This is a genomic window from Streptomyces sp. NPDC047315 (assembly GCF_040643215.1).
In the GTDB taxonomy this organism is placed as follows: Bacteria; Actinomycetota; Actinomycetes; order Streptomycetales; family Streptomycetaceae; genus Streptomyces.
Window position 1 is genome coordinate 119,362 of record NZ_JBEYTZ010000002.1, and the last position, 14,892, is coordinate 134,253.

Here is a 14,892-nt window from a genome sequence, read left to right on the forward strand (position 1 = left end):
ACTATCTAGACGCTCCGACCTCCGTCAGGAGGTCGGACCGCCGAAGATGTCGATGCGGTCGCCCTCAGCGAGGGTCACGATGGCGCGCTTGGTGTTGGCGCGCTTGCCGAAACCGGTGCGGGTGCGCTTGCGCTTGCCCTGCCGGTTGATCGTGTTGACCCCGGTGACCTTGACCGAGAAGACCGCCTCGACGGCCTGCCTGATCTGGGTCTTGTTGGCGCGCGGGTCGACGACGAACGTGTACTTGTTCTCGTCCAGCAGCGCGTAGCTCTTCTCGGAAACGACCGGCTTGACGAGGATGTCACGCGGGTCCGAGAAGGTCTTGCTGGTGACGACCGCCGTGGTGTTCTCGGACATCAGGCGTCGCTCCCTTCGGTCTCAACGGCCTTGTCGGGGCCAGACACGAAGGACTCGAAGGCGGCCTGGGTGAAGACCACGTCCTCGGAGCGGATCACGTCGTACGTGTTCAGCTGGCCCGGCTCCAGGATGTGCACCTGGGGCAGGTTGCGGGCGGACAGCCACGCGGCCTCGTCGGCGCGGTCGACGACCAGGAGCAGGTTCTTGCGCTCCGAGATCTTGCCGAACAGCGTCTTGGCGGCCTTGGTGGAGATCTCACCCTCGACCACGCCGGTGACGACGTGGATGCGGGAGTTGCGGGCCCGGTCGGTGAGGGCACCGCGCAGGGCGGCGGCCTTCATCTTCTTGGGGGTCCGCTGCGAGTAGTCACGCGGCACGGGGCCGTGGACGACGCCACCGCCGGCGAACTGCGGGGCGCGGGTCGAGCCCTGACGGGCGCGGCCGGTGCCCTTCTGGCGGTACGGCTTCTTGCCGCCACCACGGACCTCGCCGCGCGTCTTGACCTTGTGCGTGCCCTGGCGGGCAGCGGCCAGCTGCGCGACGACGACCTGGTGGATCAGCGGGATGCTGACCTTGGCGTCGAAGATCTCGGCCGGGAGCTCGACGGTCCCGGTCTTGTCGCCCGCGGGCGACAGAATGTCAATGGTGCTCATAGTCCCTTAGGCCCCCTTGGCCGCAGTGCGGACCAGGACCAGGCCGCCGTTCGGACCAGGAACCGCGCCCTTGATGAGCAGCAGGCCCTTCTCCGCGTCAACGGCGTGAACGGTCAGGTTCTGGGTGGTGACCCGCTCGTTGCCCATGCGGCCAGCCATGCGGAGGCCCTTGAACACGCGGCCCGGGGTGGCGCAGCCACCGATGGAGCCGGGGGAGCGGTGCTTGCGCTGGGTGCCGTGACCGGCGCCGAGGCCCTTGAAGTTGTGACGCTTCATGACACCGGCGAAGCCCTTGCCCTTGCTCTTGCCCGTGACGTCGACCTTGACGCCGGACTCGAACACCTCGGCAGTGACCTCCTGGCCGAGCGTGTACTCGCCGGCGTCGGAGGTACGGATCTCCACCAGGTGGCGGCGGGGGGTCACGTCGGCCTGGGCGAAGTGACCCTTGAGGGGCTTGTTCACCTTGCGCGGGTCGATCTCGCCGAAGGCGATCTGGACCGACTCGTAGCCGTCCCTGTCATTGGTGCGGACCTGGGTAACGACACAGGGCCCGGCCTTGACGACGGTCACCGGGACGACACGGTTGTTCTCGTCCCAGACCTGGGTCATGCCGAGCTTCTCGCCCAGGACGCCCTTGATCTGCTTTGCCATCTTCTCCCGGCCTCTCAGAGCTTGATCTCGATGTCAACGCCGGCCGGAAGGTCCAGGCGCATCAGCGAGTCAACGGTCTTGGGCGTCGGGTCGAGGATGTCGATCAGGCGCTTGTGCGTACGCATCTCGAAGTGCTCGCGCGAGTCCTTGTACTTGTGCGGCGACTTGATGACGCAGTACACGTTCTTCTCAGTGGGCAGCGGCACCGGGCCCGCGACCGACGCACCAGTACGGGTCACCGTCTCGACGATCTTCTTCGCCGAGGAGTCGATGACCTCGTGGTCGTAGGCCTTGAGCCGGATGCGGATCTTCTGTCCCGCCATGGCTACTCAGTAGTCCTGTCTCTCGATGAACGCTCTGGAACCCGGCGGGCTGATGCGGCCTTCTCCGACCCCCGCGGTCGGGCGTGTCGCACTCCCTCTACGCAGATGTCCCAAGGGACATCCCAACCAAGGGGGTGCGGGCCCTGCCCGCGCGTCGGGGTGAAGACCACCCACCGGGTGCCTGGTCGGTACCCCGCTGACACTTCCCGGAAGATTCCCGTACGTCCGCCCCAGCGCTGCCGTGCGGCCCTTGCGGGCCGTGGGGCAGTTGGGACGACGAGTACTGTGGGACTCGCTTCCGGTCCTCCCGGCGGGAGGCGCGCAGCATCGGCACTCAACCGAGCAACCCGGACAGTCTGCCACATGGCCGTGCGGCCTGGCCAATCGGGCGCAAGAGGTTACCCGCCGATCCTCTTCTTTCAAACTCCGCCACGCACTGCGCTCCGCTGGGCTGTGCGGGATGCGCCGATCCGCCGCTGCGGTACGGCCCGCCTGGCGCCTGCGACCCGTGTGTGCCTGGTCTCGCAGTTCCCCGAGCCCCTAAACACCTCCGCCGCCAGCCTGCACCTAAGTGACGGGGGCAGCGAAACAGGGGCGCGGGGAACTGCGCGAACAAGCCCCACCGGGCCGCAGTGGAAATGACTTCCGTAGGGGAACGGCGAGGTTCTGGGGGCGCGGGGAACTGCGCGAACAGCCACAGACGGGTGGCAGGCGCCAGGCGGGTCGCACCGCAGCGGCGGATCGGCGCATCCCGCCCCGCACAGCCCAGCGGAGCGCACGCGTCGCAAATTCGATCGAGCCCGAGCCGGCCCGGCTCCTACAGTGGCCGCACCCACTCACCCCGCAGCCCCCCGGAGGGTAGTCGCATGCGTACGCACTACCCCCGCACCCCACACCTCCCCTGGTCACCAGGCGCCTCCGCCGACGACATCCGCGCCTCAGCGCCACCCCCCGCCCTCACCGACCGCGACGTCGTCGTCACGGAGAAGCTCGACGGCGAGAACACCACCCTCTACTCCGACGGCCTGCACGCCCGCTCGCTGGACTCCGCGCACCACCCCTCCCGCGCCCCCGTCAAGGCGCTCCAGGCCCGGCTCGCCCACGCCATCCCCGCCGGCTGGCGGATCTGCGGCGAGAACCTGTACGCCCGCCACTCCCTCCCCTACGACGACCTCGACGGCCACTTCTACGGCTTCTCCGTCTGGGACGAGCGGGGCGACTGCCTCGACTGGGACCGCACCGTCGCCTTCCTCCACGGCCTCGGCGTCCCGACCCCGCGCGTGCTGTGGCGCGGCACGTACGACGCCCGCGCCGAGAGGGCGCTGCGTGCGCTGAAGGTCGACACCGCACGCAGCGAGGGGTACGTCGTCCGTACGGTCGAAGGGTTCGGATACGCCGACTTCGCGACCCGCGTCGCGAAGTGGGTTCGGCCCGGGCACGTGCAGACCGACACGCACTGGATGCACGCCGCCGTCGTCCCGAACCGCCTCGGCCCACGAGCCGCGCTCTGGGACGTACGCTCCGGCGCCGCCGTGGACGCGGCGGAGCTGGCCCGGGCCGCGGGCTGCCCGCCGACGGGAGACTCCGGGAACCTCGACGCCGTCGAAGGCTTCGGCGTCCTCGGGGACGACCGCCTCGCCGGCGCGCTCGCCCTGCTGTCGCGCGACCACCCGCGGAGCGGACTCGCTGCCCGGCTCTCCCCCGCCGTCGGCATGCGGACCGCCCGCCGCGCCGCCGACCTGGTGGGGCTGTGCCCGAACCTGCACCGTCCGTACCCGGACGAGGCGCGCCGGACGGGCCTCGTACGCATGGCGCACGCGGCCGACCCGCGGGTGCTGCACGCCGTCGCCCGCGCGCTCGCGCCGGACGCGGCGGCGCGGGAGCAGGTGGAGTGGTCCGCCCTGTACGCACAGGACGCGGGCCTGTTCGACGCGCCGACGCCCTGGTCCACGTGGCCCTTCCCCGGCCTCGCCCCGCACGCCGCGGCCCGCTGCCGCGCGGAGGCCCGTGAGGCGTACGCGCAGGGCCGCGTCCACGGCCCTGAGGAGGCCGTCGCGGCGACCTGGCGGTGGCGCGACGGGGACTTCCCGCACCTGATCCACCTGGTCGGCCCGTCCGGCAGCGGCAAGAGCAGCTTCGCCGCGGGCCTGGGCGCCGACCGGCTGATCTCGCTGGACGCGCTCCGCGAGGCCGCCGGCTCCCGCGCCGACCAGCGCGGAAACTCCGACGTCCTACGGGCCGGGCTGACCGAACTGGACGCGGCACTGGCGCGCGGCGGGACGGTCGTCTGGGACGCCACCTCCCTCAACCGGCACCAGCGCTCCCTGGTGCACGCCGTCGCCGCGCGCCGGGACGCGCTGATCACGCACGCGGTCGTCCTCGTCGACGAGGACGAGCTGCTACGGCGCAACGGCACGCGACGGCACCCGGTCCCGCCCGAGGTGCTGACGGCCCAGCTCCGCCGGTTCGCCCCGCCGTACCCGGGCGAGGCGCACCGCACCTGGTACGTCGGCGCGACGGGCCACGTAGAAGACGAAGACACGGGGAGCGTTTGTGCGTACGAGTGAGGAGATCTATCACCGGGTGCGGTGGGACGCGCGGTTCGACCCGGCGCGGTTCGTGCTCGGCGTCGCCCAGCGGGGCACCGAGCCGAAGCGGATCCCGTTCACCTCCTTCGTCCCCGGCGGGGACGTCCCCTGGCACCGGGTGCTGTTCATCGAGGCGGACGGCGAGGTCGTCTGGGACCGCGCGAGCGGTGTGGACCGGATCGACGCGACGGACGCGGGCCGGGTGCGCGAGCCGCGCCGTCTGCGCCCGCCGTTCTTCGAGTCGCGCCCGGTCCCCGAATCCCCCGGTCGCACCACCAGTTCCGACCTGCGCGTACTGACCTGGAACACGCTCTGGGACCGCTACGACCCCCACCTCCTGGACACCGCCCGCCGCCGGCTGCTCCTCCTGGACGCCCTGCGCGCCGCCGACGCGGACGTCATCGCCCTCCAGGAGGTCCAGTCGCCGCTGTACGACCTGCTGCGCGACGCGGACTGGCCCGGCGCCGGCTACGCGCTGGTCCCCGGCCGCCGCGAGGCCGACGAGTACGGCCTCCTGCTGCTCAGCCGGCTGCCGGTACGGGAGGCGGGCCTGCACGTGCTGGGCCCGCACAAGGCGGTCGCCGCAATCGTGGTGGAGACCGGCGCAGCCCCCGTGACGGTGGCCGTGACCCATCTGACCAGCGACCACTCCCCCGAGGGCCCGGCCCTGCGCGCCTCCCAACTCGCTGCCCTGGCCGAGGGCTTCGGTTCCGTGGCCGGCGACCTGGTCCTGATGGGCGACTTCAACGACGCGACGGACACACCGGAGAAGGCACTCTCCCTCCAGGACGTGTCCCCGGACGGCCCCCCGACCTTCGACCCGAGCACCAACCCCCTGGCCGCCCTCTCCTCCACCACGGGCCGCCCGGGCCGCCTGGACCGCGTCCTGCTGCGGGGCGCCTGCCGACCCGTACGCACGGACCTCCTGGGCGTCGCCCCGGTGGACGGCCTCTTCGTCTCGGACCACTTCGGCGTCGCGGCGACCTTGGCTAGGGCGGAGAGCTCGACGGCGGCGGAGAGCCGGGAGCGCCGGGGGCCCCTCCAGCCCCAGGCGCCCGCGGACCTGCGCGACCAGTCGCGAACGGCCCGCGCCCAACTCGCCGCTGCCTTCCCGGAAGGCGCCCTCCACCTCGCCGGCTCCCGCCGCATGCGCTGCGAACTCCCCGGCGCGGACCTGGACTTGGTCCTCGCGCTGCCTGGCGCGGTCGCCGTCGAGGACGTACGCGACCGGGTGCGGGCCGCGCTCCCGGACGCGGTACGCCTCCGTGCGGTCACCCGTGCCCGTACGGACGGTGTGAAGTTCTCGTTCCAGGGCCTGGACGTGGACCTCGCGGTCGTGGCCACGGGCGACGTCCCACCCGCCGAAGCCGTGCCCCGCCGCACCGAACTGCCGCCGCCCGCCGCGATCGCGCTCAGCGCCGTCAGCGACGCGGACGCCGTCCTGACCCTGGTGGGCACCGCACGCCACGACGCCTTCGCCCGCCTGACCCGCCGCGTCAAGGCGTGGGCCCGCGTCCGCGGCCTGGACTCGGCCCCGTTCGGCGGTCTGCCCGGCCTGGGCTGGGCCGTACTCACCGCCCGTACGGTCCACTCCGCCGACCCCGACCCCGACGCCGCCCTGTCCGACGACGCCCTCCTCAGGGACTTCTTCGCCACCTGGGCCGCCCACGACTGGGACACCTTCGAACTACTGACCCCCACCGCCCCGATCCGCCCCCTCACCGACGGCATCGGCCCGAGCGGTCGGGACCTGATCGCGAGGGAGCTGTACGACGCGTGGGAGACGGTCGACGCGGCACACTCCTCCAACACCGCACCGGAACCGCAGCTCCTCACCGCCCCACCCCTGACCGACCGGCACGCCGCCTGGGCGGTGATCACCGTCCCGACCCCCGACGACGCCCTGATCGGCCGCGTCCGCGGCCGGATGCGCGCCCTGATCACCCACCTCGAAGACGCGGGCCTCAACGGCATCCAGGGCTGGCCCCACCCACACGGCACCACCCCACTGCACTTCACCGTGGGCCTGGGCCCCCACCGTCCGGACATCCGCCAGTTCACCGAGGCGACGTCGGACTGGGCCCGCGGCCTGCGAGGCGTAACGGTCACGATGGAGCGCTCCGTCCCCCGTTGGCGTTCGCCGAGTCTGGAGCCGTGAGTCAGCGCTCGACGGCGTACGGGAGGAAGGCGGTCCAGGCACCCGGGGTGAAGTCGAGGTGGGGGCGGGTGGTGTCCTTGGAGTCGCGGACGTGGATGGTGCCGGGGGTGGTGGCGACCTCGACGCAGTCGTTGATGTCGCTGCTGTCGCTGTAGCTGCTCTTGAACCAGGCGACCTCGACGCAGTCGTTGCCGTCGCTGCTGTCGCTGTAGCTGCTCTTGAACCACTCCAGCTCGGCAGCATTTCCGGAGGGCTTCAGGGTCATGTCTCTCCCAGCACTTGCTCGACAAAGGCCAGTGACTCGGTGGTGTTCAGAGCCTGGGTGCGGATGATGCCATAGCGCAGCTCGATGATCCGGAGCTGTTTCGGATCAGAGACGGGACGGCCGTGGAACTCGTCCTCGCAACGTCCCACCGAAGTGCCGTCCGGAAACTTCAGCACCCGGATCAGCCCCTTCATTCCGGCGTGCTCTTCGCGGTCGGTCGGCATCACCTGGAACGTGACGTGTCGCAACTGGGCCACCTCCAAGAGGTGTTCGAGCTGTCGGCGCAGCACCATTCTGCCCCCGATCGGCCGGCGGAGGGTCACCTCTTCCTGGATGAAACTCAGCTCGGGAGCAGGAGACCGCTCATAGATCGAGTGCCGAGCCATTCGGGCTTCCACCCCACGCACGACCTGGTTCGGCGAGTGCGCAGGCCGCTGCATCGTGAAGAGCGCTTGGGCGTACTCGGGCGTCTGGAGCAGCCCATGGATGTTGTGGTTGTTGTACGTCTGGATCTCGGCGGCCTGCGCCTCCAGCAACGCCAGCTCCCGAACCCTCTTCGGGTACCTCGCGTCCGCCGCCTGCTTCTTCATCGCCGCGATCTTGCCGTGGGCCTCCAGCACCCGGTCCGACCTGTCCAGGTACTCCGGCCGGGGAATCCGCAGGCCCCTTTCGACCTTCCGGACCATGTCCTCGCCGTACCCGATCTGACACCCGAGGTCCGCCGCGCTGAGCCTCGCTTCTTCCCGCCAGAGCTTCAGTTGGCTGCCGACCATCGCGATCATCGGGGCGATCTCGTCGCCCGGATCGACATCCCAACCGGGTTCGTCGACCTCACCCGTAACGTCCGTCGCAACGTTCGTCGCATCGTCCACTTCACACCCGCTTTCGACGTGTTGGCCGTGTCCAACGGCCGCCGTACCCCCAGGTCACGCGGGACAGCCGGGACAGCTCGGGACAACGGCGAGACAGAATCCGTACGTACCGAGCGGATCCCTGTTCCGGCGCTGTGCCCTTCGTCACGCTGTTCTGCGTGAGCAAAGAGATCACCCAACCCCCCACCGCCACCCGCCAGTTCTCCGTGCAGCTCTCCGCGACCCGACGCGGTGCCCGGCTCGCCCGGCTGCTCGCGATCCAGCAGCTCCAGTCCTGGGGCTGCGAGCACGCGAACGTCAGCCACGTCGTCGCCGAACTGGCCGCGAACGCGGTGATGCACGGGCGCGTGCAAGGGCGCGACTTCCGGCTGCGACTCTTGGCACTGCCCGGCGTCATCCGCATCGAACTGATCGACGCCCGGGGCGACCGCGCCCCGATGCGGCGCCGGCAGGACGAGAGAGAGCCAGCCGCCGAGGGCGGGCGCGGGCTCCTCATCGTCAGCGGGCTCGCCGACCGCTGGGGCGTCTCGTCCGGCCCGCCCCCCTGCAAGACGGTGTGGGCAGAGCTGGACCTCCCCACCCACTCCCCACGACGCGGCACGCCCGCACACTGACGTCAAGGCCGCCACCCCCGATCACCCGTCTGCATGAATATGCTGAACCGAGTATCATTATGCAGCCGTTCGGGCCTAGCGTCCATCCCATGGTCACCTCATCTCACGAGGCCGCGCACCGGATCTTCCAGGAGTACACCGGGCTCTTCTCCGGGGTCTCCCAGGTACTGGGACTCGGCCTCTCCCCCATCGCCTCCGTGACGGTCCTCCCGACCGACCTCACCGAGGCCCGACCCGTCGAACGTCGACTCGACACCCTCTTACGGTGCGAGACGGAAGGCGACGGCTCCTTCCTGCTCGCCGTCGAGGCGCAGGGCAAGAAGGACCCGGACAAGACCGGGAGCTGGGCGTACTACCTGTCGTACCTGTACTCCAAGTACCGACTGCCGCCCCTGCTCCTGGTGGTCTGCCAGGACCGCGCCACCGCGGAATGGGCGGAGCGGCCGGTCCACATCGGCCCGTCGCAATGGCCGGCGCTCACCCTGCGCCCCCTGGTGGTCGGCCCACAGAACATGCCCCCGATCAGGGACGCGGCAGCAGCCAGGAAGGACCTGGCACTCGCCGCCCTCTCCGCCATCACCCACGCTGACGATCCGGACGTCGGTGCCATACTGAAGGCACTGTCCAAAGCACTCCAGGACACGCCGGAAGCCGTCGCCAAACCCCGTCATCGAACTGATCTCACAGGGCTTGGGCAAGCGCCCGGCCGCAGAGCACTGGAGGAACCTCGGTGGCTACGGACCTCTCCTTCTACACCTCGCCGATCTCCGAGGAAATCCGGGACGAAGGCCGCGCCCAAGGGCACTCCCGAGCGATCCTCACCGTCCTCGACAAGCGCGGCATCCTCCTCGCCGACGACCAGCGCGAGCGGGTCGCCGCCTGCACCGACCTCGACGTGCTCGACGTCTGGTTGGGCCGCGCGATCACCGCCACCAGCGCTGACGAACTCTTCACCGAGGAGTCCGAGCCCCAGGATTGACGCCGCAACACCCACGTTCGACTGACAGCGCCGCGCCGGCGGAGGAACCGGCGCGGCGCTGTCGTGTCTATGCACGGTCCGACACGCCCACCCCCGGCGCAACAAAACTCGCCGTGCTGAGCAACCCCGGATCACGATTATCCGTCTAGAGGATCGCGGAAGTGGCCTGACCAGCCTTTTCAGCGCACATGCACACCCATCACCACCAGTCACCACCAGTCACCACCAGCAGCACTACAGCAACGCAGAACGCACAACGTAGGACGCACAACGGGGGCAGCCTGCCCGCTGCCGGGGAAGCGGACGGAGCACAAAGTACATGCGTATGACAACTACCCCTGCCGTGCTCAGGGGGGACCGCGACGGCGGTCGAGCGCGGACCCCGCGGCGGCGGACCGTGGTCGCCGCGCTCGGGGCGCTGGTCGGGGTGGGGATGGCCACCGGCGCGTGCAGCGTCCCGCCCGGGCGCAAGTCCGTGCCGACCGCGGACCCCGCCCCCGGGATGCCCATAGCGTCCTCGCGGCGTGCGCAGCTCATGCAGATCCTCGCCCACCCCGACGACGACCTGTACTTCATGAACCCGGACACCCAGCAGATGCTGGACGCCGGCGTGCCGCTCGTCTGCGTCTACGTGACCGCCGGCGAACACAACGGTCTGAACCGCATACCGGGCCACAAGGGAGAGACGGTCGCCGACCGCCCCGCGTACTCCTCCGCCCGCCACCAGGGACTGCGGCAGGCGTACGCGACACTGCTCGGGCTGCACCAGTTCACCGCCTGGTCAAAGGGCGTCGTCTCGCTGCGCGGCGACCGGCTCGCCGAGATCAACACGCTCACCAACGGCGTCCGCCGCGTCGAGTTGGTCTTCCTCAACCTGCCGATGCGCACCGCCCGCCGGCGCGCCGCGCTGCCCAGCCTGTGGCACGACCGGGGCATCGGCGTGCAGACGGTGGTGGCGAAGGACTCCCCGCTGCGCAAGACCGTGCCGTACGACTACGAGGGGCTGATCGACGTCCTCGTCGGGCTGATGGAGCAGTACCGGCCGACCGTGGTCCAGACCCTGGACCCGGACCCGGACATCCAGCACAGCGACGAGCCGACCCGCAAGAAGGACTCCGAGCAGCGCGGCTACTCGGACCACGCCGACCACACCGCGACGGCCTGCTTCAGCTGGGCCGCGATGGTGCGCTGGGTGCGGGACGCCACGGCGAACGGCGGTGAGGTGCCGGGCTTCGTCGCCACCTCCTTCCGCGGGTACTACAACCGGCACTGGCCGAAGAACCTGCCGGGCGAGGTGCTGAAGGAGAAGGCTTCGCACCTCGTCCCGTACGGCGGCGACCCCTCCTGGCAGTGCGGCAACTCCTCCGGCTGCGGCGACTACGCCGTCGGCGGGGTGCGCCCGCTGCGGAACAAGAAGGGCTGGGTGCGCTCCACCCACCACCGCTACCCCGGCGCGCGCCCGATCGCGGTGGCGGAGGGGAACGGACGGCTCACCGCGTACGGCGTGCTGGGTCTACGCGCGGTGCGCTGGCGCGAGACGAAGGCCGGCAGCGGTACGTGGGAGAACCCCGCCGACCTCGGCGGCGGACCGCTCGCGCCCGTGCTCGGCCACGCCGCGCTGCGCGACGGGCGCCAGCTCCTGTTCGGCCTGCGGATCTCCGCGATCGGCGGACGGGGCTCGGAGAACCACCGCGAGGTCGTGCTGCTGGAACAGCGGGCGACCGGCGGCGACTTCCTGCCCTGGAAGGGCCTCGGCAACCCCGAGCACACCGACGACCGGGGCCGACGGATCGGCGTGCCCGTCGCGGTGACCGGCGGCGACGGCCGCGTACACCTGTTCGTACGGAACGCGGACAAGGGCGTGAGCAGCCGGGTGCGCAACGCCGACGGCACGTGGGCGCGCTGGCACGACCTCGGCGGCGCGGACATCCAGGACGGGCTGTCCGCGGTCGTCGACGGGGAAGGCCGGGTGCACCTGTTCGCGGCGGGCCGCGAAACCGTGCACCACTGGACGCAGGACGCGCCGGAGGAGGACGTGACGTTCCGCGAGCGGGAGGGCGAGCCGCTGCCGGTGCCGGGCGACGGCGTCACCGCGCTGGCCCTTGCGGACGGCGGCGTCGAGGCGTACTACCGGCAGCCGGCGTCGGGCCGACTCGTCGCGGTCCGCGCGGACGGCGACGAGCCCGCGGTCCGCGTGGTGGACAAGGCGGACGGGTACGGCCCGGTCGCCGTCGGCCTCGCGGCCGGCAAGCCGTTCCTCCTCGGCCGCGATTTGAAGGGGCGCGTACAGGTCCAGGGCGCTCCGCAGCGGGTGGAGGCGGTGGGCTTCCCTGAGCTGGTGGTGAGCGGCGGAACGGTGGCGGCTGTGGGCATGGGCTACGCGGCCCAACCCTGGCTCCTGCGCCCCCACGCCAAGCCGCTCCCCGTGGCCGCGGGCTGACCCGGAAGCGTCCGGGCTGCGGGGCGCCCGCGCCCGCAGGGCACAGGGGGCGGAACTGCGCGACAAGCCCACCACCGGGCCGCAGAGACCAACGTTCCCGCAGGGACACGGCGAGGGCGGTGCGCCGGCGCAGGCCCGTGGGCTTCCCGGGCCGTCAGTCCCCCGGCGTCGCTTCGCGCGGAGCGCCCTCGTGGTGGACGTGCAGTTCACCGTTCTGAACGGTGTAGAGGGAGGCGTTGTCCTTCGCCACGTTTTTCTGGGTCGAGCCGCAGTCGTCGCCGGCGGGCTCCGGGGACTCCGAGCGGGACTGGCCGTTGACCTCTACGCGGTTCTTGTGGCCCGCGACGAGGGGGCCGCTTGCGTCACGGCCGACGCTGATCGTGAACTGGTCGCCCGACGAATTCGTCATGGTGGGATTTCCTTTCAAGGCGTGGAGGGGCGCGCGGACGGTCATTCGACGCGGGTCCAGGTGTCGGTCTCCGTCCCGCAGGTGGTGCACTCCCACGTGCCGTCCGTTTCCGCGCTGTCGGTCGTCACGACGTCGGCCGACTGCGCGTCGGACGCGAGGGTGACCGTCATCTCCTTCGTCCCTCGGACCGAGCAGTACTGATCGTGCAGCTCCGTCGTGGCGCTGTACCTGCCGTTGCTGCCGGTGAACTCCAGGCTTCCGCCCCCGCAGGTCGAGCTCAGCCCCAGGGTGTACGAGCCGTCGCCCGACTCGGTGACGTCGAAGGTGTCGCCCGCTCCGTTGCTCCACTTTCCCGCTAGGCCGTCGGGCTCCGTGGGTTCGTCGGACGGCGTGGGCTCGTCCGGCCACGTGGGTTCCCCGCCCCCGCCCGCCCGCGCGGCGTCTCCGAACCCGGTGCCCGACCGGGACGTGCCGGAGTTGGCCGAGTCCCGGTTCCACTCCTGGATCTGTTGGACGCCGAGACCGATCACGACGAGCGCGGCGGCGCCCGCCAGCAGCAGGCCCATGCCCCCGCTCGCAGCGGCAGCGCCTCCCGCGGCGGCCCCGCTCGCAGCGGCCCCGCCTCCGGCAGCCGCGCCGCTCCCGCCGGACGCCGCCGAGCCGGATGCCGCCCCGCTGGACTGGCCGACGCTCTGCGAGGTCGAGTGCAGCGCGCTCACGGGGGCGTCGGGCGCGGGCGGGGCCGCCGAGGTGGCGGGGGTGGTGGAGCCCGTCGGACCTGCCGGCATTCCGTGCGCCGCCACCTGCGACGACCCGGCGTCCGGTACGGGCGGCGCACCCACGTCCGGCGCGGGACCCGCCGTACCGGAACCGGCACCAGAGCCCGCGTCGGCGCCACCGGCACCGGTGCCTGCGCCGGGACCGACGTGCCCCGGCACCACCTGCGGCGCGTACTGCTGGGCGTCGAGCGCGGCCTGAGCACCATGGCTGTTGCCGATCTCCCGCCAGAGCACCACCGCCTGGGCCAGCAACGTCGCCGCCAGCACCTTCTGGCCGAGCAACAGGAAGCGGACCGCCCGCTCGTGGGTGAAGTACGCCCTGGCCGCGTTGTCCCCCGTCTGGTCGGCTGCGCGCTGGCCCTGATCCAGCAGTCGGCCCCAGACCCCCACCCGCAGTGACCGCGCCAGCAGGGGCGACACCGCCCGTGCGAGGCGCACCGCGCGGTCCGCCTGTCCGTGCCGCTCGGCGAGTTGAGCCGCGATCTCCAGTGCCCGCGCGTGATCGGCGACGTCCGCGGGTGTGACGCCCGGCGCGGTCGCCCACTGCGTGAAGTGGTCGCAGAGCCGGTCGGCGGGGAAGGGTTCGGACACCCGGCGCCGCACTTCGGGCACCGCGTCCGCGGCGCCCCGGTAACCGCGCTCCGTGGCGACGACGAGGCCCAGCCCCGCCAGCTCCGTGCAGAGGGCGTCCGGGTCGGACACGTCGCACAGGATGCCGACGTGACCTGCGGACAACTCCGCGCCCTGCAACGTCGCGAAGAGGTTCAGCGCACGCAGCTGCGCCGCGCCGAGCCGCTGGAACAGCAGCGGGAGCAGGCCGCTGATCTCCGCGGGGCGGGGCAGCGTCACGCTGCTCAGCCCGTCGACGCGGGCGAGGCCCGCGGCCCGCAGCAGCAACAGGGGGATCCCGAGCGCCAGCGTGCACAGCTCGTCGGCGGCGGCGCGCTGGCCCTGCGGCAACGGCCCGCGCAGTTCCCTGGTCAGCAGGGACAGGCTGGCCTCGGGGCCCAGTCCCCGCAGCTCCACCGACGTGCTCTCGCCGAGCAGGGTCCGCTCCCGGCTGGCCAGGACGAACGTCGCTGCCGGGGCGGCGTCGGTGAGCGCCCGCAGTTGCCGAAGGTCCAGGTCCACGTCGTCCACGTAGACCATCAACTCCAGCTGTGCAAGCAGCCGCTGCACCTCCGTCCGCGACGGCGCGTAGTCCGGAGCCTCGTAACAGGCTTCGAAGATCTTCTGGGCGAGGTCGTCGACCTCGTGGTCGATGGCGCTCAGGAAGATCACCCCGTCCCGGCCGGGCTCCAGGCAGTGCGCCGCGTACCGCAGCAGCGCGCTCTTGCCCACCCCCGGCGGCCCCCAGACCTGCACCAGGCCGCCGCCCTCCTCGACGGCCGCTTCCAGGGCGTCCAGGTCCCGTTCCCTGCCGATGGGTTCACGCTGCCGGCGCGGGAGCAGTACGGCCTGCTCGCGGCGCACCGGTGCGGGGCGCTGCTGCGGGGCGATCAGGGTGACGTGCGAGCCGTCGCCGTCGATCACGACGTTGTGGTTGCCCACGACCACGGGCCCCGACGCGTCTCCGTCGACGGACGCGCTGTACGAGTCGCCCGTTCGCCCGGCACCCCGCCGCGGCCCCGACCCGTTCTGCCCGTCGCCTCCGGCCGGCTCCCGTCGGTGCATGTCTGGTTCGCCCATGGCTACGTCTCAATCCCGGTCGCGCGGAGCGTGACGACCTCCTCGGCTGACCACCTTGACCGGCCGTCGATCTTTCCGAAGCCCCTTGGTGCAGCAGCGAGTTCTGCGGCCCGGG

The 14,892-nt window shown here is 71.6% G+C and carries 12 protein-coding genes and 1 pseudogene; 5 read left to right on the plus strand and 8 right to left on the minus strand.

What is annotated here, in order from left to right:
* Window positions 1-24 precede the first annotated feature (24 nt).
* Genes rplW through rpsJ form a run of 4 tightly spaced genes read right to left on the minus strand, consistent with a single transcriptional unit; the run spans window position 25 to window position 1,984 of the window.
* Window positions 25-357 carry a 50S ribosomal protein L23 gene (rplW, locus tag ABZ842_RS02425; RefSeq protein WP_361530295.1) on the minus strand — a complete coding sequence of 111 codons (333 nt, stop codon included), beginning with the start codon at window positions 355-357 and terminating at the stop codon, window positions 25-27.
* Window positions 357-1,010, minus strand: coding sequence for a 50S ribosomal protein L4 (gene rplD / locus ABZ842_RS02430; protein ID WP_361530298.1), 654 nt, complete (start codon window positions 1,008-1,010; stop codon window positions 357-359). The genes rplW and rplD overlap by 1 nt, the downstream gene beginning before the upstream one ends.
* A gap of 6 nt (window positions 1,011-1,016) precedes the next feature.
* On the minus strand, window positions 1,017-1,661 hold the full coding sequence (gene rplC, locus ABZ842_RS02435) for a 50S ribosomal protein L3 (protein ID WP_361530301.1): 645 nt from the start codon (window positions 1,659-1,661) through the stop codon (window positions 1,017-1,019).
* Window positions 1,662-1,675: 14 nt separating this feature from the next.
* Window positions 1,676-1,984 carry a 30S ribosomal protein S10 gene (rpsJ, locus tag ABZ842_RS02440; protein WP_003948644.1) on the minus strand — a complete coding sequence of 103 codons (309 nt, stop codon included), beginning with the start codon at window positions 1,982-1,984 and terminating at the stop codon, window positions 1,676-1,678.
* Window positions 1,985-2,850: 866 nt separating this feature from the next.
* On the opposite strand from rpsJ, the gene ABZ842_RS02445 reads away from it, so the two are divergent.
* On the plus strand, window positions 2,851-4,551 hold the full coding sequence (locus tag ABZ842_RS02445; protein ID WP_361530304.1) for an RNA ligase family protein: 1,701 nt from the start codon (window positions 2,851-2,853) through the stop codon (window positions 4,549-4,551).
* Entirely contained in the window at window positions 4,538-6,730 is a 2,193-nt protein-coding gene (locus ABZ842_RS02450) for an RNA repair domain-containing protein (RefSeq protein ID WP_361530307.1), read from the plus strand. The genes ABZ842_RS02445 and ABZ842_RS02450 overlap by 14 nt, the downstream gene beginning before the upstream one ends.
* A 1-nt stretch (window position 6,731) precedes the next feature.
* On the opposite strand, the gene ABZ842_RS02455 is transcribed toward ABZ842_RS02450, so the two are convergent.
* Together ABZ842_RS02455 and ABZ842_RS02460 are read right to left on the minus strand one after the other, a co-directional pair.
* Complete coding sequence (locus ABZ842_RS02455) at window positions 6,732-6,995, minus strand: DUF397 domain-containing protein (RefSeq protein ID WP_361530310.1); 264 nt, start codon at window positions 6,993-6,995, stop codon at window positions 6,732-6,734.
* Window positions 6,992-7,867 (minus strand): helix-turn-helix transcriptional regulator, encoded by an 876-nt coding sequence (locus tag ABZ842_RS02460; protein WP_361530313.1) that lies wholly within the window; start codon window positions 7,865-7,867, stop codon window positions 6,992-6,994. Before ABZ842_RS02460 ends, ABZ842_RS02455 begins: the two co-directional genes overlap by 4 nt.
* A 158-nt stretch (window positions 7,868-8,025) precedes the next feature.
* Between ABZ842_RS02460 and ABZ842_RS02465 the strand changes: the two genes are divergently transcribed.
* From ABZ842_RS02465 to ABZ842_RS02475, 3 genes and pseudogenes are all read left to right on the plus strand, one after another.
* Window positions 8,026-8,481: an ATP-binding protein gene (locus ABZ842_RS02465; protein WP_361530316.1), complete on the plus strand. Its 456-nt coding sequence runs from the start codon at window positions 8,026-8,028 to the stop codon at window positions 8,479-8,481.
* Window positions 8,482-8,570: 89 nt separating this feature from the next.
* A pseudogene (locus ABZ842_RS02470) lies at window positions 8,571-9,460 on the plus strand (hypothetical protein).
* Window positions 9,461-9,893: 433 nt separating this feature from the next.
* Window positions 9,894-11,900 (plus strand): PIG-L family deacetylase, encoded by a 2,007-nt coding sequence (locus ABZ842_RS02475; protein WP_361530957.1) that lies wholly within the window; start codon window positions 9,894-9,896, stop codon window positions 11,898-11,900.
* A 154-nt stretch (window positions 11,901-12,054) separates the two neighbouring features.
* Here the strand turns inward: ABZ842_RS02475 and ABZ842_RS02480 are convergent, their stop codons facing one another.
* Window positions 12,055-12,309, minus strand: a complete 255-nt coding sequence (locus ABZ842_RS02480; RefSeq protein WP_361530319.1) for a hypothetical protein — start codon at window positions 12,307-12,309, stop codon at window positions 12,055-12,057.
* Window positions 12,310-12,350: 41 nt separating this feature from the next.
* Window positions 12,351-14,777 carry an AAA family ATPase gene (locus ABZ842_RS02485; RefSeq protein ID WP_361530322.1) on the minus strand — a complete coding sequence of 809 codons (2,427 nt, stop codon included), beginning with the start codon at window positions 14,775-14,777 and terminating at the stop codon, window positions 12,351-12,353.
* Between the last annotated feature and the right edge of the window lie 115 nt (window positions 14,778-14,892).

Excerpts from the sequence above, each read along its gene's own strand:
- rplW (WP_361530295.1), bottom strand. The coding sequence starts at position 357 with ATGTCCGAGAACACCACGGCGGTCGTCACCAGCAAGACCTTCTCGGAC.
- rplD (WP_361530298.1), bottom strand. The coding sequence starts at position 1,010 with ATGAGCACCATTGACATTCTGTCGCCCGCGGGCGACAAGACCGGGACC.
- rplC (WP_361530301.1), bottom strand. The coding sequence starts at position 1,661 with ATGGCAAAGCAGATCAAGGGCGTCCTGGGCGAGAAGCTCGGCATGACC.
- rpsJ (WP_003948644.1), bottom strand. The coding sequence starts at position 1,984 with ATGGCGGGACAGAAGATCCGCATCCGGCTCAAGGCCTACGACCACGAG.
- ABZ842_RS02445 (WP_361530304.1), top strand. The coding sequence starts at position 2,851 with ATGCGTACGCACTACCCCCGCACCCCACACCTCCCCTGGTCACCAGGC.
- ABZ842_RS02455 (WP_361530310.1), bottom strand. The coding sequence starts at position 6,995 with ATGACCCTGAAGCCCTCCGGAAATGCTGCCGAGCTGGAGTGGTTCAAG.
- ABZ842_RS02475 (WP_361530957.1), top strand. The coding sequence starts at position 9,894 with ATGGCCACCGGCGCGTGCAGCGTCCCGCCCGGGCGCAAGTCCGTGCCG.
- ABZ842_RS02480 (WP_361530319.1), bottom strand. The coding sequence starts at position 12,309 with ATGACGAATTCGTCGGGCGACCAGTTCACGATCAGCGTCGGCCGTGAC.
- ABZ842_RS02485 (WP_361530322.1), bottom strand. The coding sequence starts at position 14,777 with ATGGGCGAACCAGACATGCACCGACGGGAGCCGGCCGGAGGCGACGGG.